The organism is Blastococcus jejuensis (genome assembly GCF_039534705.1).
Lineage (GTDB): Bacteria > Actinomycetota > Actinomycetes > Mycobacteriales > Geodermatophilaceae > Blastococcus_B > Blastococcus_B jejuensis.
Genome location: NZ_BAAAVV010000002.1, coordinates 366,574 through 385,802, shown reverse-complemented (window position 1 = coordinate 385,802; position 19,229 = coordinate 366,574). Strand labels below are relative to the sequence as shown.

General features: G+C 72.4%; 11 protein-coding genes. 3 read left to right on the top strand and 8 right to left on the bottom strand.

What is annotated here, in order from left to right; genetic code table 11:
- Positions 1-16 precede the first annotated feature (16 nt).
- From ABD644_RS05570 to uvrB, 7 genes are all read right to left on the bottom strand, one after another.
- Positions 17-778 (bottom strand): SDR family NAD(P)-dependent oxidoreductase, encoded by a 762-nt coding sequence (locus ABD644_RS05570; RefSeq protein ID WP_344687645.1) that lies wholly within the window; start codon positions 776-778, stop codon positions 17-19.
- 36 nt (positions 779-814) lie between these two features.
- Entirely contained in the window at positions 815-1,816 is a 1,002-nt protein-coding gene (locus tag ABD644_RS05565; protein ID WP_344687644.1) for an acetamidase/formamidase family protein, read from the bottom strand.
- Between the two features lie 44 nt (positions 1,817-1,860).
- Positions 1,861-3,072 carry an alpha-hydroxy acid oxidase gene (locus ABD644_RS05560; protein WP_344687643.1) on the bottom strand — a complete coding sequence of 404 codons (1,212 nt, stop codon included), beginning with the start codon at positions 3,070-3,072 and terminating at the stop codon, positions 1,861-1,863.
- Positions 3,073-3,097: 25 nt separating this feature from the next.
- Positions 3,098-5,152: a S9 family peptidase gene (locus ABD644_RS05555; protein WP_344687642.1), complete on the bottom strand. Its 2,055-nt coding sequence runs from the start codon at positions 5,150-5,152 to the stop codon at positions 3,098-3,100.
- Between the two features lie 16 nt (positions 5,153-5,168).
- Positions 5,169-6,263, bottom strand: coding sequence for a TerC family protein (locus ABD644_RS05550; RefSeq protein ID WP_344687640.1), 1,095 nt, complete (start codon positions 6,261-6,263; stop codon positions 5,169-5,171).
- Between the two features lie 166 nt (positions 6,264-6,429).
- The gene (locus ABD644_RS05545; protein ID WP_344687639.1) at positions 6,430-7,557 is read right to left on the bottom strand and encodes a TerC family protein; all 1,128 of its coding nucleotides are present in this window, start codon (positions 7,555-7,557) and stop codon (positions 6,430-6,432) included.
- 265 nt (positions 7,558-7,822) lie between these two features.
- Positions 7,823-9,940, bottom strand: a complete 2,118-nt coding sequence (uvrB, locus tag ABD644_RS05540; protein WP_344687638.1) for an excinuclease ABC subunit UvrB — start codon at positions 9,938-9,940, stop codon at positions 7,823-7,825.
- A gap of 415 nt (positions 9,941-10,355) precedes the next feature.
- Between uvrB and glgX the strand changes: the two genes are divergently transcribed.
- Complete coding sequence (glgX, locus tag ABD644_RS05535) at positions 10,356-12,467, top strand: glycogen debranching protein GlgX (protein ID WP_344687636.1); 2,112 nt, start codon at positions 10,356-10,358, stop codon at positions 12,465-12,467.
- A 77-nt stretch (positions 12,468-12,544) separates the two neighbouring features.
- The gene (treY, locus tag ABD644_RS05530) at positions 12,545-14,833 is read left to right on the top strand and encodes a malto-oligosyltrehalose synthase (protein WP_344687635.1); all 2,289 of its coding nucleotides are present in this window, start codon (positions 12,545-12,547) and stop codon (positions 14,831-14,833) included.
- Here the strand turns inward: treY and ABD644_RS05525 are convergent.
- Entirely contained in the window at positions 14,796-17,345 is a 2,550-nt protein-coding gene (locus ABD644_RS05525) for a hypothetical protein (RefSeq protein ID WP_344687634.1), read from the bottom strand. The two genes, treY and ABD644_RS05525, sit on opposite strands and share 38 nt — an antisense overlap.
- Before the next feature lie 128 nt (positions 17,346-17,473).
- Between ABD644_RS05525 and treZ the strand changes: the two genes are divergently transcribed.
- Positions 17,474-19,228: a malto-oligosyltrehalose trehalohydrolase gene (gene treZ / locus ABD644_RS05520; protein WP_344687633.1), complete on the top strand. Its 1,755-nt coding sequence runs from the start codon at positions 17,474-17,476 to the stop codon at positions 19,226-19,228.
- Position 19,229 lies beyond the last annotated feature (1 nt).

Here is a 19,229-nt window from a genome sequence, read left to right as displayed (position 1 = left end):
CCCGGGGCGCCGACGGTCAGAGCTGGATGCCCCGGGTCAGCGCCCCGTCGACCACGAGGTTGGTGCCGGTCGTGAAGCTGGACACCGGGCTGGACAGGAAGACCACCGCCCGGGCCATCTCCTCCGGCCGGCCCATCCGCCCCGTCGGGTTCAGCCCCAGCGCCATCGAGAACAAGTCGGGCATGCCCTTCTCGGCCCCCTGCCAGAAGCCGTCGTCGAAGTAGGTGTTCCCCGGCGAGACGACGTTGGCCCGCACGCCACGACCGGCCAGCTGGAACGCCAGCCCCGAGATGTAGCCGACGATCGCCGTCTTCATCGTCCCGTACGGGCCCGAGGCGAAGTCCGCCTCGCGCCCGGAGACGCTCGAGATCGCGACGATCGATCCGTTGCTGCTCGCCTCCAGATGCGGCAGCGCCGCCTGCGCGAGCCGCACGGTGTGCATCAGGTCGACGTCGAAGGAGGCCTTCCAGTTCTCCTCCGTGTCGGGGACGGCGAGGGCGCTGACGTTGGCGACGACGGCGTCGATGCCGCCCATCCGGTCGGCCGCCGCGGCCACCCAGCCGGTCAGCGCCGGGCCGTCGGCCACGTCGAGCTGGACGCCCGTGGCCCGGCCCGCGCGCCCGGCCAGGGCCTTCTCCGTCGCCTCGATCTCCGCGGCGTTCCGGGCGCAGAACTCCACGACGGCGCCCTCGTCGACGAACGTCTCGACGATCGCCCGGCCGATGCCGCGGGTGCCCCCGGTGACGAGCACGCGGGAGCCGGTGAGCTGCAGATCCATGACGGGGTCCTCCGGGAGACGGTCAGTGCGGGATGGTCAGAGCAGGGTCGCGGCGCGGCGCCGCAGGTCGTCGTGCAGCCCGCCGAAGGCCGTCGCCGGCGGGAGGAGCGCCTTGCGGGCCTTGACGACGGCGCTGTAGTTGGCGTCGACCACGTTGGCGATCGGCACCTCGGTGATCTGCGACAGCAGCTGGTAGGCGTCCATCGCGTGCAGGCCGTACAGCTCGCGGAACCAGTGCACGAGCTCGGTCTGGCCGATCCGCCAGGCGTCCTCGAGGGGCCGGCTCGACCCGACGGTCATCCAGTGCGTGTCGTCCTCGATCCGCGGCCAGCCCGGGGCGCCACCCTTGATCAGCTCGACGATCAGCGTCGTCGTCATCGCGCCCTCGACGGCCGTGCCGCAGGCCTCCCCCTCGCCCTGCCGGTAGTGGCCGTCGCCGACGGAGAACATCGCGCCCTCGACGTTGACGCCCAGGAAGCAGGTGGAGCCGGCCCGCATCTGCGGGGTGTCCATGTTGCCGCCGAACCGGTCGGGCACCAGCGAGCTGCGCACCTCGCCCCCGGCGGGGGCGACGCCGACGGTGCCGAGCATCGGCTCCACCGGCAGGTCGATCCGCAGATCGCTGTGCTGCGCGGCGAACGTGACGGTGTTGCGGGCCCGGTCGAGCTCGTAGATCCAGGTGGTGTCGGGCAACGGGTCCTGCAGGGTGGCGACGCGGTCGGTGCTGGTCAGGCCCCCGAAGAACGGGATCGCGGCGGAGGCGCCCCAGTCGCGGGCGGGTTCCAGCGCGACGAAGTGGAGCGCGAGGGTGTCGCCCGGCTCGGCTCCCTCCACGTAGAAGGGCCCGGTCTGCGGGTTGACGAACCGCAGGTCGACCTTGTCCGACGACAGGTCCTTCGTCGAGCGCAGGGCGCCGCAGAACGCGTCGTCCGACCAGAGCCGCAACGCGGTCCCCGGTGCGATGCGGCGCAGCGGCGCGACGCCGCCGAAGGTGAACGCGTACTGCTCGAACGTGGGCACGACCTCGACGACGTCCATGAGCCACCCTAGGAAGTCGCAGGTCCCGGCGGCAATGGCTCTCTTCAGGCCCGCAGTCGGACCCGGTCCGGGGTCAGCTCGGCGACCGACGCCACCCCGAGCAGCTGCATGGTGCGGGTCATCTCGCGGGTCATCAGGTCGACCACCCGCTGCACCCCGCGCTCCCCGCCGGCCATGAGGCCGTACAGGTACGCCCGGCCGATCAGGCAGCCCCGGGCCCCGAAGGCGACGGCGGCAACGACATCGGCGCCGTCGAGGATGCCGCCGTCGAGGTAGACCTCGGCCCGGTCGCCGACGGCCTGCACGACCGCGGGCAGCTGCTCGAGCGGCGTCGGCGCCCGGTCGAGCTGGCGGCCGCCGTGGTTGGAGACGACGACGGCGTCGGCGCCGGCGTCCACGACCGCCCGCGCGTCGTCCACCCCCTGCACGCCCTTGACGATCAGCGCGCCCGGCCAGGTCTCGCGCAGTGCCCGGACGTCGGCGATCGTCGCGGCCGGCTCGAACACGCGGTCCACGAGCTCGGCGACCGTGCCCTTCCACGCGCGCAGCGAGGCGAACTCCAGGGGCTCGGTGGTCAGCAGGTCCACCCACCACTGCGGGTGCCGGGCCGCGTTGGCCATCGTGCGCAGCGTGAGAGCCGGCGGGATGGTGAACCCGTTGCGGACGTCCCGCAGGCGCGGCCCGGCCACCGGGGTGTCGACGGTGAGGACGAGCGCCTCGTAGCCGGCCGCCCGGGCCCGCTCGACCAGCGCGGCGCTGGCCTCGCGGTCGCGCCACAGATACAGCTGGAACCACCGGCGCGCTCCGGGCGCCTCCGCGGCGAGCGCCTCCAGCGAGGTGGTGCCCATCGTCGACAGGGCGTGCGGGATCCCGACCCGCTCGGCCACCCGGCCGACGGCGAGCTCGCCCTCGACGTGCATGAGCCGGGTGAAGCCCGTCGGGGCGAACGCCAGGGGCAGCGCCGAGCGCGCCCCCAGGACCGTCGTCGAGGGGTCCACCGCGGAGACGTCGCGCAGCACGCTGGGCCGGAACTCGACGCGGCGGAAGGCCTCCCGGCTGCGGCGGAGGCTGATCTCCTCGCCCGCCGCCCCGTCGGTGTAGTCGAAGACGGCCCGGGGCACCCGGCGGCGGGCGATCTCGCGGAGGTCGCCGACCGTCGCGGCCCCGGCCAGCCGCCGCTCGGTCGCGTTCCCGACCGGCCGGCGGGGCCGGATCAGCTCCCGCAGCTCGGACCAGCGCGGCACCCGGCGATCCACCCCGAGCACGCTAGTGCCGCGACGCTCAGTCCACCCGGGTTGCCCGCACGGTGAGCGGCTCGACGGCGGGCTCGCCTTCCGGCACGCCGGCGTCCGACGACGGCGCCGGCTCGAGCTCGGCCACCTCACCGCCGTTCTCGGGGGTCGGCAACCAGCGCGCCCACCACCGGAGCACGTGCTCGAACCGGGCCAGCCGATGCCGCGGCCGGCCCGACCGGGACAGCTCGTGGCCCTCCCCCGGGAACAGCAGCAGCTCCGAGGGCACGCCGCGGCGCCGGAGCTCCACGAAGAGCCGGGCGCCCTGCTCGACCGGGCACCGCCAGTCCTCCTCGGAGTGGATGACCAGCGTCGGCGTGGTGATGCCGGGGGCGGCGGCCAGCGCGCTCTGCGCCGCGAGCCGGGCCGGATCGGTGCCGAGGTACTGGTCGGAGAAGACCCACCCGATGTCGGAGGACCCCACGAAGCTGACCGGGTCGAGGAAGGCGCGCTCGCTGATCGCCGCCGCGAACCGGGTGGTCCGGCCGATGAGCACCGTCGTCAGGTAGCCCCCGTACGAGCCCCCCATCACGCCGACCCGGTCGGCGTCGAGCGACGGGTCCTCCAGCGCGGCGTCGAGGAACGCCAGCACGTCGGCGGCGTCGCGGTCGCCGAACGCACCCCGGATCGCCTGCCCGTGCGCCGCCCCGTACCCGGAGGACCCGCGGGGATTGCACTGGACCACCGCGTAGCCCGCCGAGACGTAGGCCTGCGTCTCGTCGAACAGCTGCCAGCCGTACTGCGCGAACGGCCCGCCGTGGATGGTCAGCAGCACCGGGTGTGGACCGGGCCCGGGCGGCGCCGTCACCCACCCGTGCACCGGGTGACCGTCCGGGGCCGTCGCCGTCCGCTCGATCATCCGGTGCACCCGGCCCGTCTCGCCCAGCTCGCGGCCGAAATCGGTGAGCAGTCGGCGCCGCCCCGGGGTGATGGCGATGAGCTCCCCCGCCGACCGGTCGTGCGCGACGCAGGCCACCACGACGCCGCCGGCGGCCGCGATCCCGCGCACGGTGAACGGCCCGTCGACCAGGACGTCCGGCTCACCCCCGGCCAGCGGCACCCGGAGCAGGTCCACGGCCCCGCGGCGCTGCACGCCGACCAGCACGGCGTCGTCGACGACGACCGTCGCCCGCGTCTCGTCGCCGCGGTGGTGCAGCTCCGGATCGAGCAGCGGCCGCAGGGCGCCGGTGGCGGCCTCGACCCGGCACGGCACGGCCTGCCGCGCGACGAAGTCGACCCCGTCGGGTCCGAGGTCGGGGACGGCCGTGACGTAGAGCGTGCCGTCGGGCGCGAAGGTGGGCAGGGCGCAGTCGCCGCGCGATCCGGTCAGCCGCCGCAGGTCCGAGCCGTCGGGGGCGACCAGGTACACGTCGCGGACCAGGTCGCGGTCGGCGCGGTCGTGCCGTGCCGAGACGAATGCCAGCGCGGCGCCGTCGGGACGCCAGGTGACGTCCTCGCAGTCGGCGTCGCCGGTGGTGACCTGCACGGGTGCCGGGACCGGCGCGGTGTCGTCGGCGAAGTCCCGCGGGAGGTCGAGCACGAAGACCTGGCTGCGCCGGTCGACCAGGAAGCCGACACCGTCGCGGCGGTACTGCAGCGTCGTGATCAGCCGGGGCGGCTCGGCGGCGGGGGTCACTCCCTCGACCGTCCCGTACCGGCCGTGCTCCGGGACCCGGGCGGTGTAGGCCACGCGTCGGGAGTCCGGCGACCAGACCGGCGCCCCGGCGCCGAGGGGGTGGTCGGTCAGCCGCCGGCCGACGCCTCCCGCGGTCGGCAGCACGTGGATCTGCGGCTTGCCGCCCGGCTCGCTGCTCAGGTACGCCAGCCAGCGCCCGTCCGGGGAGAAGGCGGGATCGCTGTCCCGCTGCGTGGCCGTCAGCGGACGGGCCGGGGCGGAGGCGTCGGTGGGCACCGCCCAGAGCTGGCCGCGGTACTCGTCGGCCTCGAGGTCGGGGCGGGACACGGCCACGACCGCGATCCGACCGTCGGGCGACACGGTCGGGACGCCCGGGACCCGGAGCAGGGCGAGGTCGGTCGGCCGCATGGGGGCCGACGCTAGCTCAGCGCCGCGTCCGCTCCTCGTCGGCTTCCTCCGCGAGCTTGGCCTCGGTGGCGGCCGCCGCCTCGGGCCCGCCCGTGGGGATCTGCTTCGCGGTGTCGGTGTCGACGACCGGCTCGTCGACGTCGACCAGCTGCCCCCGCGTCTTCAGCAGGCTGGCGACGGTCGCGATGACCAGCACGCCCAGGATGATCGTCAGCGACAGCCAGATCGGGATGTGCGGCACCGCGTCGATCGGCTCCCGCTCGCCGGCGAACGGCAGCTGGTTCTCGTGCACGGCCTCCAGGATCAGCTTGACGCCGATGAAGGCCAGGATCACCGCCAGGCCCATCGACAGGTAGACCAGGCGCTTGAGCAGGCCGCCCAGGAGGAAGTAGAGCTGGCGCAGGCCCATCAGGGCGAACACGTTCGCGGTGAACACGATGAACGGCTCGCGGGTGAGGCCGAAGATCGCGGGGATGCTGTCGAGCGCGAAGATCAGGTCGGTCGTCCCGAGCGCCAGGAAGACGATGATCATCGGCGTCCAGTACTTCTTGCCGTCCTGCTTCACCCGGATCTTGGCGCCGTGGTAGTCCTGCGTGATCGGCAGCACCTTGCGCATCCGCCGGATGAGCGCGTTCTCCTCGTAGTCGTCGTCCTCGCCCCGGTGTCGGACGAGGTTCCACGCCGTGTAGATCAGGAAGACGCCGAAGATGTAGAAGACCCACACGAACCGCTCGATGACCACGGCGCCGAGCAGGATGAAGATCCCGCGCAGGACGAGGGCGATGATGATGCCGACCATCAGGGCCTCCTGCTGCAGGTGCCGGGGCACCCGGAAGCGGGCCATGATGATCACGAAGACGAACAGGTTGTCGACCGAGAGCGAGTACTCGGTGAGCCAGCCCGCGTAGAACTCCGTGGCGTACGTCGTGTTGGTGAACGCCAGCAACAGGACGCCGAAGATCAGCGCCAGGCTGACGTAGAAGCTGACCCAGAGACTCGCCTCCTTGATGGAGGGCTCGTGCGGGCGACGAGCGACGATGGCGAGATCGGCGAGCAGCAGGACGGTGAGTCCGACGAACGTCGCGATCTCGAACCAGACGGGAAGCTCCATGCGGGCGTGTTCCTCCGGGGACAGGCTGTCGTCAGCACCGGAGGTCTCTCCCACCGCGGGCCCGGAGGCCTACGACCGGCAGCACCGGAGGCCATGGGACCTCGTGATGACGACGCTGCCGCGGGGGGATACTCCCCTCCTGCGCATCCCCCCGGCGGCGTGACCGTCAGTGGTCGCGTCGGCCTGGGTTCGCGGCGCTCACCGTACCCGTTTCCCGGACGCCGTTCTCGCTGGCGTCCGGGAGCGCGTCGGCCGGGTCTCGTCCGCCGGCCGACAGTGAGGTGGGGCCGGACGCCGCGGCGTCGGCGGCGACCCGCTCCCGATCGTCGCGGCGCGCCCGCAGCAGGCTGGCGACCGTGGTGACGACGAGCGTCACGAGGATCACCAGCAGCGAGACCGACGTCGGCACCTCCGGCAGGAGGGTGACGTGCTCACCGCCGTTGATGAACGGCAGCTCGTTGGTGTGCAGGGCGTGGATGACCAGCTTGACACCGATGAAGCCGAGGATCACGGCCAGGCCGTAGGCGAGGTAGACCAGCCGGTCGAGGAGCCCGTCGATCAGGAAGAACAGCTGCCGCAGGCCGAGCAGCGAGAAGGCATTGGCCGTGAAGACGAGGAAGGTCTCCTGGGTCAGCCCGAAGATCGCCGGGATCGAGTCGACGGCGAAGATGACGTCGGCGGTGCCGATGGCGATCAGGGCGATGGCCAGCGGGGTCAGGAACCGCTTGCCGTCGAGCTTCACGGTCATGCGGTCGGAGTGGTACTCGTCCGTGGTCCGCAGCCGCTTGCGGGCGAACCGCAGGACGGCGTTCTCCTGGTAGTCCTCGTCGTCGCCGTGGCCGCCGCTGCGGGCCTGCACCCAGGCGGTGTAGATGAGGATGGCGCCGAACAGGTAGAAGACCCAGCTGAAGTTCGCGATCGCGGCGGCACCGACGACGATGAAGACCGTGCGGAGCGCGAGCGCGAAGGTGATGCCGAACAGGAGCACCTTCTGCTGCAGCTCCCGTGGCACACCGAAGCTCGCCATGATCAGCACGAACACGAAGAGGTTGTCGACCGACAGGCTCTTCTCGGTGACGTAGCCGGCGAAGTACTCGCCGGCGAAGCCGGCCCCCCAGCCCCACCAGACGAGGAAGCCGAACAGGATGGCGATCCCGACGTAGACGGCCGACCAGATCGCCGACTCGCGCAACGTCGGCGCGTGCGGCGTCCGCACGTGGCCGACCAGGTCGAAGACGAGCATGGCCACGATCGCGCCGACCGTGACTGCCCACACCCAGAAAGGGACGTCCAAGGCTCACTACCTCCGGAGACTCGGCGACGCCCGGGGACGTCGCACAGGGTCAGATCCGGAGGTCTCTCCCGTCGCCTCGGTGGACGACCGGCACCGCCGGAGGTCCACGGGGACCTCGTACTGACGACGGCGCCGCGGCGGGATACTCCCCTCCACAGCAGGACCACGTGCCCTCGAGAGGTCGCGTGGTCCTGCCGGTTCGAACGACCGGACCCGCCGTTGTGTTCCCGGGCGGCGTAACTTCCCCGGGCGGCGGAGCTTTCGCTCAGGCGTGCGCGGCGTCGAGCTGGCGGAGCTCCTTCTTCAGCTCGGACAGCTCGTCGCGCAGGCGGGCGGCGACCTCGAACTGCAGCTCGCGGGCGGCGGCGAGCATCTGCTCGTTCATCTGCGTGATGAGGTCGGCCAGCTCGTTGCGGGGCAGTCCCTGCACGTCGATCGCCCCGGCCTTGCTCTTGCCCTTCTTCGACGAGAGGCCGGGCACCGGCGACTTGCCCCGGGACTGCTGCCGGCCCGAACCGCCGATCAGCTCGCTCGCCTCGGAGTCCTCCGCCTCGCGGTAGATGCCGTCGAGGATGTCGACGATCTTCTTGCGCAGCGGCTGCGGGTCGAGCCCGCGCTCGGTGTTGTAGGCGATCTGCTTCTCGCGGCGCCGGTTGGTCTCCTCGATCGCGTGCGCCATCGACGGCGTGATCTTGTCGGCGTACATGTGCACCTGACCGGAGACGTTGCGGGCCGCGCGCCCGATCGTCTGGATCAGCGACGTGCCGGACCGGAGGAACCCCTCCTTGTCGGCGTCGAGGATCGCCACCAGCGACACCTCGGGCAGGTCGAGGCCCTCGCGCAGCAGGTTGATGCCGACCAGCACGTCGTACTCGCCCTGCCGCAGCTCCCGGAGCAGCTCGACACGGCGCAGGGTGTCGACCTCGGAGTGCAGGTAGCGCACCTTGATGCCGAGCTCGAGCAGGTAGTCGGTGAGGTCCTCGGCCATCTTCTTGGTCAGCGTGGTGACCAGGATGCGCTCGTCCTTCTCCGTGCGGATGCGGATCTCGTGCACCAGGTCGTCGATCTGGCCCTTGGTCGGCTTGATCACGACCTCCGGGTCGATCAGGCCGGTGGGGCGGATGACCTGCTCGACGAACTCACCCTGGGTGCGACCCAGCTCGTAGGGCCCCGGCGTCGCGGACAGGTAGACGGTCTGGCCGATGCGGTCGGTGAACTCCTCCCACTTCAGCGGGCGGTTGTCCATCGCCGACGGCAGCCGGAAGCCGTGCTCGACCAGCGTGCGCTTGCGGCTCATGTCGCCCTCGTACATGCCGCCGATCTGCGGCACGGTCACGTGCGACTCGTCGATGACCAGCAGGAAGTCGTCGGGGAAGTAGTCGATGAGGCAGGAGCCTGCGGAGCCCGGGGCGCGGCCGTCGATGTGCCGAGAGTAGTTCTCGATGCCGGAGCAGAAGCCGACCTGTCGCATCATCTCGATGTCGTAGGTCGTGCGCATGCGCAGCCGCTGGGCCTCGAGCAGCTTGCCCTGCTTCTCGAGCTCGGCCAGCCGCTGCTCCAGCTCCGCCTCGATGCCGCCGATCGCCCGCTCCATGCGCTCGGGACCGGCGACGTAGTGGGTGGCCGGGAAGACGAACAGCTCCTGCACCTCGCGGACGACCTCGCCGGTCAGCGGGTGCAGGTAGTACAGCCGCTCGACCTCGTCGCCGAACATCTCGATCCGGACCGCGAGCTCCTCGTAGACCGGGAAGACCTCGATCGTGTCGCCCCGGACCCGGAAGGTGCCGCGGGTGAACGAGAGGTCGTTGCGGGTGTACTGCTCGGTGACCAGGGTGCGCAGCAGCTCGTCGCGGTCGCGCTCCTCCCCCACCGAGATCTTCAGCGCGCGGTCGACGTACTCCTGCGGCGTGCCCAGGCCGTAGATGCAGGACACCGTGGCCACCACGACGACGTCGCGCCGGGTGAGCAGCGCCTGCGTGGCCGAGTGCCGCAGCCGCTCCACCTCCTCGTTGATCGAGGAGTCCTTCTCGATGTAGGTGTCGGTCTGCGGGACGTAGGCCTCGGGCTGGTAGTAGTCGTAGTAGGAGACGAAGTACTCGACGGCGTTGTTCGGCAGCAGCTCGCGGAACTCGTTGGCCAGCTGCGCGGCGAGCGTCTTGTTCGGCGCCATGACCAGCGTCGGCCGCTGCACCTGCTCGATCAGCCACGCCGTCGTCGCCGACTTGCCGGTGCCGGTGGCCCCGAGGAGGACGACGTCCTTTTCCCCGCGGTTGACGCGTTCGGCGAGATCCTTGATCGCAGCCGGCTGGTCGCCCGAGGGCTCGAAGTCGCTGACGACCTGGAAACGCCCCTGGGTCGGCCGGATGTCGGTGGTCGCGCGCACGGGGACGACGGTACGACGTACCACCGACAGGACGACGCCTGTGACAGAACGGGTGCCTGCGCCGTCCGGGGCGTCCGAGCGCGGCTGGGACGGGTGTGGGACGCGGGCTACTTGTCCCCGACGGCGGTCCCGGCCTAGCGTGCCTGGTCGCAGAGCGGTTCCGCTGCGGGCCAGCGCCACCCGGGCCTTTCCCGGGCGAGGTCGGCCGCGCGGAGCCCTGCGCACGATGCCCCCCGCGGCCCATGGCTGCGGGGGGCATCGTCGTCGCGTGGGGAGCCCGCCGGCCACGGAGACAGCGGTGGGTCTCACACGAAGTCCAGGTGTGCGGGAAGCTGGAGCAGGGCACCGACGCACAGCCACGCCCGACCCGACCTGCCCCCGCACCCCGGGGGCGCACGCAGGAGGAACGCCCAGGATGACCCAGGTCTGGCCCGGCAGTGCCTACCCCCTCGGGGCCACGTACGACGGCACCGGCACGAACTTCGCGATCTTCAGCGAGGTGGCCGAGAAGGTCGAGCTCTGCCTGTTCGACGACGACGGCAACGAGGAGCGCATCCGGCTCCCCGAGATGGACGGCTTCGTCTGGCACGCGTTCCTCCCCGGGATCCACCCCGGCCAGCGCTACGGCTTCCGGGTGCACGGCCCCTACGACCCGTCGCAGGGCCTGCGCTGCAACCCGAACAAGCTGCTGCTCGACCCGTACGCCAAGGCGATCGACGGTCAGATCGACTGGGATCAGGCGTGCTTCGGCTACGACTTCAAGACCAAGAAGCGCAACGACGACGACTCGGCGCCGCACATGCCGAAGTCCGTCGTCGTCAACCCGTACTTCGACTGGGGCGTGGACCGCCCGCCCAAGACGCCCTACAACAAGACGGTCATCTACGAGGCCCACGTCAAGGGCCTGACGATGACCAACCCGCGCATCCCCGAGGAGCTGCGCGGCACCTACGCCGGCGTCGCGCACCCCGCGACGATCGAGTACCTCACCGAGCTCGGGATCACCGCCATCGAGCTGCTGCCGGTGCACCAGTTCGTGCAGGACGACACCCTGGAGCAGAAGGGGCTGCGCAACTACTGGGGCTACAACACGATCGGCTTCTTCGCGCCGCACAACGAGTACGCCAGCGACACCACGGCGGGCCAGCACGTCCAGGAGTTCAAGGGCATGGTGCGAGCCCTGCACGAGGCCGGCATCGAGGTCATCCTCGACGTGGTCTACAACCACACCGCCGAGGGCAACCACAACGGCCCGACCCTGTCGTTCCGCGGCATCGACAACCGGACGTACTACAAGCTCGTCGAAGGCGACGAGCAGTACTACATGGACTACACCGGCACGGGGAACACGCTCAACGTCCGGACTCCGCAGTCGCTGCAGATGATCATGGACTCGCTGCGGTACTGGGTCACCGAGATGCACGTCGACGGGTTCCGGTTCGACCTCGCCTCCACCCTGGCCCGCGAGCTGCACGCCGTGGACCGCCTCTCCACGTTCTTCGACCTCGTCCACCAGGACCCGGTGGTCAGCCAGGTCAAGCTCATCGCCGAGCCGTGGGACGTCGGCGAGGGTGGCTACCAGGTGGGCAACTTCCCGGCGCTGTGGACCGAGTGGAACGGCAAGTACCGCGACACCGTGCGCGACTTCTGGCGCGGCGAGGACGCCACCGTCGGCGAGTTCGCCAGCCGGATCACCGGCTCGGCCGACCTGTACCAGCACTCGGGACGCCGCCCGTTCGCCAGCATCAACTTCGTCACCGCCCACGACGGCTTCACGCTCAACGACCTGGTCTCGTACAACGAGAAGCACAACGAGGCCAACGGCGAGGGCAACAACGACGGCGAGAGCCACAACCGCAGCTGGAACTGTGGCGTCGAGGGCGACACCGACGACCCGGAGATCCTGCAGCTCCGGGCTCAGCAGCGGCGCAACTTCATCGCCACGCTGATGCTCAGCCAGGGCGTGCCGATGCTGCTGCACGGTGACGAGCTGGGCCGCAGCCAGGGCGGCAACAACAACGGCTACTGCCAGGACTCCGAGCTGACCTGGATCGACTGGGAGAACGTCGACGAGGGGCTGCTGGAGTTCACCAAGGCGGTGACCAAGCTGCGCACCGACCACCCGACGTTCCGCCGCCGGCGCTTCTTCCACGGCCGGCCGGTGCGCCGCGGCCAGGGCGAGCCGGTGCCCGACATCGACTGGCTGACGCCCTCCGGCGACTCGATGACCGACGAGGACTGGGACGCCGGCTACGCCAAGTCGCTCGCGGTCTACCTCAACGGGCTCGGCATCCGCGAGACCGACGAGCGCGGCGAGTACGTCAAGGACGACCACTTCTACCTGGCCTTCAACGCGTCACACGAGCCGATCGACTTCGCCCTGCCCAGCGACGACTACGCCTCGGCGTGGACGCCGGTGATCGACACGTCGGCGATGGGTGACGTGGAGCCGAAGGACCTCAAGCCGGGCGACTCGGTCACCGTGGAGGGTCGTTCGATCGTGGTCTTCAGCGGTCCCGCGCTGTGACCGGGGCACACGGGGGAGCTCACGGGGGGGCTCACGGGGGTCCGGTCGTCGTCCCGGGCGGCGAGCGGCAGCGGGGCGTGCCGGCCGCGACCTACCGGTTGCAGGTGCACGCCGGGTTCCGGCTGGAGGACGCCGCCGAGGTGGCCGGCTACCTGGCCGACCTGGGGGTGACCCACGCCTACTCCTCGCCGCTGCTGCGCTCGGCCGAGGGCAGCAACCACGGCTACGACACGGTCGACCACGCGCACATCGACGAGGCGCGCGGCGGGTCGGCCGGGTTCGACCGGTTCGTCGCCGCCCTGCACGAGCACGGTCTGGGCCTGGTGCTCGACCTGGTGCCCAACCACATGGGCGTCGCCGATCCCGCGGCCGCCCCGTGGTGGTGGGACGTGCTGCAGCACGGGCGCGACAGCGAGCACGCCGCTGCGTTCGACATCGACTGGGAGTTCGGCGGCGGGAAGCTCCGCATCCCGGTCCTCGGCTCGGCGGACGACCTCGACGCGCTCGAGGTGGCGGACGGCGAGTTGCGCTACTACGACAACCGCTTCCCGATCGCGCCCGGGACCGGGGACGGGACCCCCCAGGAGGTGCACGCCCGCCAGCACTACGAGCTCGTCGACTGGCGGCGCGCCGACGGCGACCTGAACTACCGCCGCTTCTTCGCCATCAACACCCTGGCCGGCCTCCGCGTCGAGGACCCGGCGATCTTCGACGCGACCCACGACCTCGTGCTCCGGCTCGTGCGCGACGGCGCCGTCGACGGGCTGCGCATCGACCACCCCGACGGCCTGGCCGACCCGAAGGGCTATCTCGACCGGCTGGCCGAGGCATCGGGCGGCCGGTGGACGGTCGTGGAGAAGATCCTCGAGCCCGGGGAGGACCTGCCCGACGACTGGGCCACGGCCGGGACGACGGGCTACGACGCGCTCGCCGAGGTCGACGAGGTGCTCGTCGACCGGGCCGGCGAACCGGCGATCACCGCGCTGGACACCGAGCTGTCCGGCGGCGCCGTGGACTACGCCGCGCTCGTGCACGACTGCAAGCGCGAGGTCACCGACGGGATGTTGGGCTCGGAGGTGGCCCGGCTCGTGCGGGTGATCGGTGACCTGCCGGGTGTCGAGACCGCCGAGCAGACCGAGGCGCTCGCCGAGCTGCTGGCGACCTTCCCCGTCTACCGCAGCTACCTGCCCGACGGCCGCGAGCACCTGGACGCGACGGTTGCCGCCGTCCGCGACCGGCGTCCCGACCTGATCAAGGCCGTCGACGCCCTGCACCCGGTCCTCGCGCAGGCCGGCACCGAGGCGTCGACCCGGTTCGAGCAGACCAGCGGCCCGGTGATGGCCAAGGGCGTCGAGGACAGCGCCTACTACCGGTGGGCCCGCTTCGTCGCGCTCAACGAGGTCGGCGGCGACCCGGCGCGGTTCGGCAGCACGGTCGAGGAGTTCCACGCGGCGCAGCGGCGCCGGGCGCAGCGCCGTCCGCAGTCGATGACGACGCTCTCGACGCACGACACCAAGCGCAGCGAGGACGTGCGCGCCCGGCTGGCCGTGCTGGCCGAGATCCCGACCGAGTGGGCGCACCTGGTGCGGGGCTGGCTGGCCCGGCACCCGCTCCCCGACCGGCCCCTGGCCCACCTGGTCTGGCAGAACCTCGTCGGAGCGTGGCCGCTCTCCCGGGAACGGGCGCACGCCTACGTGGAGAAGGCGGCGCGCGAGGCGGGCACCTCGACCACGTGGACCGCCCCCGACGAGGAGTTCGAGGGCCGACTGCACGCCCTGGTCGACGCCGCCTTCGACGACCCGGAGACGGCCGGCGAGATCGAGGCCCTCGTCGCCCGCATCGCACCGTTCGGCTGGTCCAACTCGCTGTCCCAGAAGCTGCTGCAGCTGACGATGCCCGGCGTCCCCGACGTCTACCAGGGCACCGAGCTCTGGGACTTCTCGCTGGTCGATCCCGACAACCGCCGTCCGGTCGACTACGCGCTGCGGCGGAAGCTGCTCGCGCAGGTCGACGCCGGGGAGGTGCCGGCGGTCGACGCGACCGGCGCCGCCAAGCTGCTCGTCGTCTCCCGCGCCCTGCGCGCGCGGCGGGACCGGCCGGAGCTGTTCACCGGCTACGAGCCGGTGGCGGTCACCGGCTCGGGCGCCGACCACGCGGTCGCCTTCGACCGCGGCGGGGCGGTGACGGTCGCGACCCGCCTCCCGCTGGCACTGGCCGACGAGGGCTGGGGCGACGCCGCGCTGCAGCTGCCCACCGGGGCGTGGCGGGACCTGCTCACCGGCGAGCGGGTCGTCTCCGACGTCGCCGGGGTGGCGGTCGACGCCCTGCTCAGCCGTCTCCCGGTGGCGCTGCTGGTGCGGGACTAGCAGGGACCCCGCGAGCCGCGGCGAGCGCGCGGTCCCAGTCGGGATCGAGCCAGTAGTCGCTGTGCCCGCGGATCCCCGCGACGGCGCTGGTCTGGAACCGCCGGTCGGACGCCGGCGGGTCCAGCAGCCGCCACTCGCGGCCGCTCACGCGGCGGCCGGTGCACGGGTCGACGTCGTCGGGCACGGGCTCCGGCGGGCCACCCAGGCGGCAGGACCGGAGGACGCCGGCCGCGTCGCGGGTGTGCGCCCAGCTCGTCACGGGTCCGGCGATCGGGTCCGTGTCGCGGTACAGGCTGATCCAGTTGTGCCGTTCGGTGAGGGTGAGCAGGTCACCGGGCCGGACGTAGTGCGGGAACGCGCGGGGGAACTGCTGGCGCAGTTGCGAGCCGAACGTCACCCACCGCACCTTCGACCGGAGGTGCGGGGGCAGGCGGAGCAGCGCGGCCAGCGAGATCAGGCTCCCCTGGCTGTGCGCGGCCACGACGACCAGGTCGACCGGATGCGGGTTCACGTCGCCGCCGTAGCCACCTCCGTCGGCCGCGGCCGCGCCCGCGGGCTCCTCCCCCGGCGCGGCCGTGTCGGGCAACGGGTCGGGTTCGCCGAGGTGCCAGCAGATCCGCCGGATCAGGGCCGGCACGACCTCCTGGGCGTAGGGCGGCGGGACGAACGGGTGCACCGACCGCGGCCAGAACGCGATCACGTCCCAGACGACGTTGAGCGCGCGCCGCGGGCCCTCGGCGCGGATCGCCCCGCGCGCCAGGAGCACGGCGCCACCGGCCAGTCCGAGCAGCATGATCTGGCCGAGACCGATCACGATGTCGTCGCCGACCACCGGCTCCCCGGCCGCCGACGCGCTGCCGGTGAACCAGTCGACGACCGTCAGCGCTCCCCCGCCCATGCCGTCGGTCAGCCGCTCGAGCAGGTAGTCCACGGCCGCCGCGAGGGCCAGCACGGAGCCGACCGCGCCGAAGATCCAGAACACCAGCTCGAGGTGGTTCTTCAGCCGCGCGATCTGCATCGCGCGGCCGACCCGGGCCAGCCACAGCGGGTGCATCCGGGGCCGCGGGGCCTCGCCGTCCGGGGCCGGCCCGAAGGTGTAGGCGGCCGAGGCCGCCGCCACGAACCGGTCGCGCCGGCGGCGCAGGTGCCACACGGCGGCCCCGCCCAGGCCGACGACGACGACCGCGGTGACCCCCCAGGTGAACGACACCCGCTGCAGCACCTCCGGCGCGGCGACCGTCGGCCGGTTCTGCAGCCGGTTGAGGGCGCCCTGCACCGCGAGCGCGGAGCCGGCGGTCAGGCCGATGCCGACGAAGAACCCGACCGATGCCGCCAGCCACGCCGTCATGCCGGCGGCGAACCGGCCGAACGGCGCCGGCACCGGGCCGAGGGACGTGCGGGTGGACCGGGCCAACCCGAGGACGGCGACGAACAGCAGCAGCACCACCACGGCGCCGCCCAGGCCACCCAGCGCCGCGGCGTCCTCGATGCCCGGCAGCGGCCCCGCGCCGCCGGGCAGTTCGCCGGTGCCGCTCACCGGCGCCACGGCGATCGCGAACGCGGCCGAGAGCGCCGCCGCCAGCCCGAGCCGGTGCAGGAAGCGCGCGACCCGCTCGCTGGGCGGGTCACCTGCCCGCGCCTCGCCGTCGGCGGAAATGCCGTGCCACCAGCGTCGCCAGCCGCCGTCCCCGCCGGCGACGGTGGTGGTGCGCTCGGGGTCGCCGAGGACGACCACGACGACGACGGTCACGGCCAGCCCGATCCCCGGCGTCCACCGGCCGAGGTCGGCGAGCATCGGGCGGGACCCGGCGACGGCCGAGACGCCGACCCAGGAGACCAGGAACAGGGCCGCGGCGCGGTGCAGGTGCCGCAGCGAGGGGCTGTCGGGGTCCCCGTCGAAGAACGCCGTGTCCCGCAGGTCGGGCAGCCCGTCGGCCTCCATCGCCGCCCCGTACCGGCGGCGGCCCGCGTGCGACCGGCCCAGGAAGCTCAGCCCGTAGACCGCGACGACGGCGACGAGGACGGCGGGCGCGAGGACGACCCGGTCGTCACCGGGCAGGTCCATCCGCGCCAGCCACTGCCAGGCGAGCAGGTCGACGACGATCACGCAGACGCCGATCGCGAACAGCAAGGTCAGCAGCAGGGCGAGCAGGCGCAGCACCGCGCCGCTGGACGCGTGGAAGAAGCGGGACGAGGTCCGGTCCCCCGGCGAGGGCAGCATGAACTGGGCGGCGTTGACGATGCCGAACGGGATCAGCAGGATCCACAGCGCCTGGGTCCAGGACCCCGACGTCCAGCGGCCCCAGTGGAACGCCTCGACGACCTGGCCGTCCGGCCCGCGGGTCTCCCGCCCCTGGGCGTCGGTGGGCCGGAAGCAGCGGCTCCGGTCGTCCCCGGCCACCTGGCACACGTGCGCGCTCGCCAGCATCGACTCGGGCGGGGTGCCGCTGACTCCGTGGACGCGCAGCTCGACCCAGCCCGCTCGGTGCGCGTGCTCGTCCCGGTCCGGCATGACCGCTCCCCCGCCCCGGCGCGGGCCGTGTCACATGCGCGGTTGGGCACCGGGACTGCGGGCATGATGCTCGGAGCCGGTCGTCACTGACCAGCACCTTCCGCGCGTTCCCCTTGGAGGCACCCCGCATGTCCGCTCCCGTCGAGTTCGCCGTCTGGGCGCCCCTGCCCGAGCGGGTGCGGGTGCAGGTCGACGGTGCCGTGCACGACATGACCCGGGGCGAGGGCGGCTGGTGGCGGGCCGAGGTCGAGGCCGGCCCCGAGGCCGACTACGGCTTCCTGCTCGGCGACGGCGACAGTCCCCGCCCCGACCCGCGCTCGCGCCGCCAGCCCGACGGGGTGCACGGCCTCTCGCGGCGGTTCGACCCGGACACCCACGAGTGGGGCGACAGCACCTGGACCGGCCGCCCGCTGGCCGGCGGGGTCGTCTACGAGCTGCACGTCGGCACGTTCACCCCGGAGGGGACGCTCGACGCGGCCATCGGCCGGCTCGGCCACCTCGTGCGGCTCGGGATCGACTTCGTCGAGCTGCTGCCGGTCAACGCGTTCAACGGCACGCACAACTGGGGCTACGACGGCGTGCTCTGGTACGCGGTGCAGGAGTCCTACGGCGGTCCGGCCGCCTACCAGCGGTTCGTCGACGCCTGCCACCAGCAGGGTCTGGGCGTGATCCAGGACGTCGTCTACAACCACCTCGGCCCGTCGGGGAACTACCTGCCGGAGTTCTTCCCGATCTTCGCCGAGGGCGGCGCGAACACCTGGGGCAACTCGATCAACCTGTCGGGCCCGGACTCCGACGAGGTGCGCCGCTACGTCATCGACAACGCGCTGATGTGGCTGCGCGACATGCACGTCGACGGGCTGCGGCTCGACGCGGTGCACGCGCTGGTCGACGAGCGGGCCACGCACGTGCTGGAGGAGATGGCGCAGGAGGTCGACAAGCTGTCGGTCGCCGTCGGCCGGCCGCTGACCCTGATCGCCGAGAGCGACCTCAACGACCCGCGGATGGTCACGCCGCGGGTGGCCGGCGGCCTCGGCCTGACCGCGCAGTGGAGCGACGACTTCCACCACGCGCTGCACTCCGTGCTGACCGGCGAGGGCCAGGGCTACTACTCGGACTTCGCCGAGGCCGGCCTCTCCGGCCTCGCGAAGACGCTGACCGGCGCGTTCTTCCACGACGGCGCGTGGTCGAGCTTCCGGCGCCGGCACCACGGCCGGCCCGTCGACACCGCGACGCTGCCCGGCTGGAAGTTCCTCGGCTACCTGCAGGACCACGACCAGATCGGCAACCGGGCGGTCGGCGACCGGATCTCGGCGACCCTCTCCCCCGGCCTGCTGGCCGTCGGCGCGACGCTGGTGCTGACCAGCCCCTTCACCCCGATGCTCTTCATGGGCGAGGAGTGGGGGGCGAGCACGCCGTGGCAGTTCTTCACCAGCCACCCCGAGCCCGAGCTCGGCAAGGCCACCGCGGAGGGCCGGATCGGCGAGTTCGCCGAGCACGGCTGGGACGCCGACGTCGTCCCCGACCCGCAGGACCCGGAGACCTTCACCCGGTCGAAGCTCGACTGGTCGGAGCTCTCCCAGGAACCGCACGAGCGGCTGCTGGCCGTGCACCGCGCCCTGCTCGCGCTGCGCCGGGCACATCCCGACCTGCTCGACCCGGATCTGAGCGCCGTGCAGGTGGAGTGGGACGACGCCGACCGGTGGATTGTCGTGCACCGCGGGTCGCTGCGGGTCGTGGTGAACCTCGCCGAGCAGTCGCGCGAGATCGACCTGGACCGGCGCGCGGACGAGGTCCTGTTCGCGACCGCCGAGCTGCCCGGCCTCGACGGCGCCACGGTGACGCTGCCCGCGGAGTCCGCGGCCGTGCTGAGCACCCGCTGAC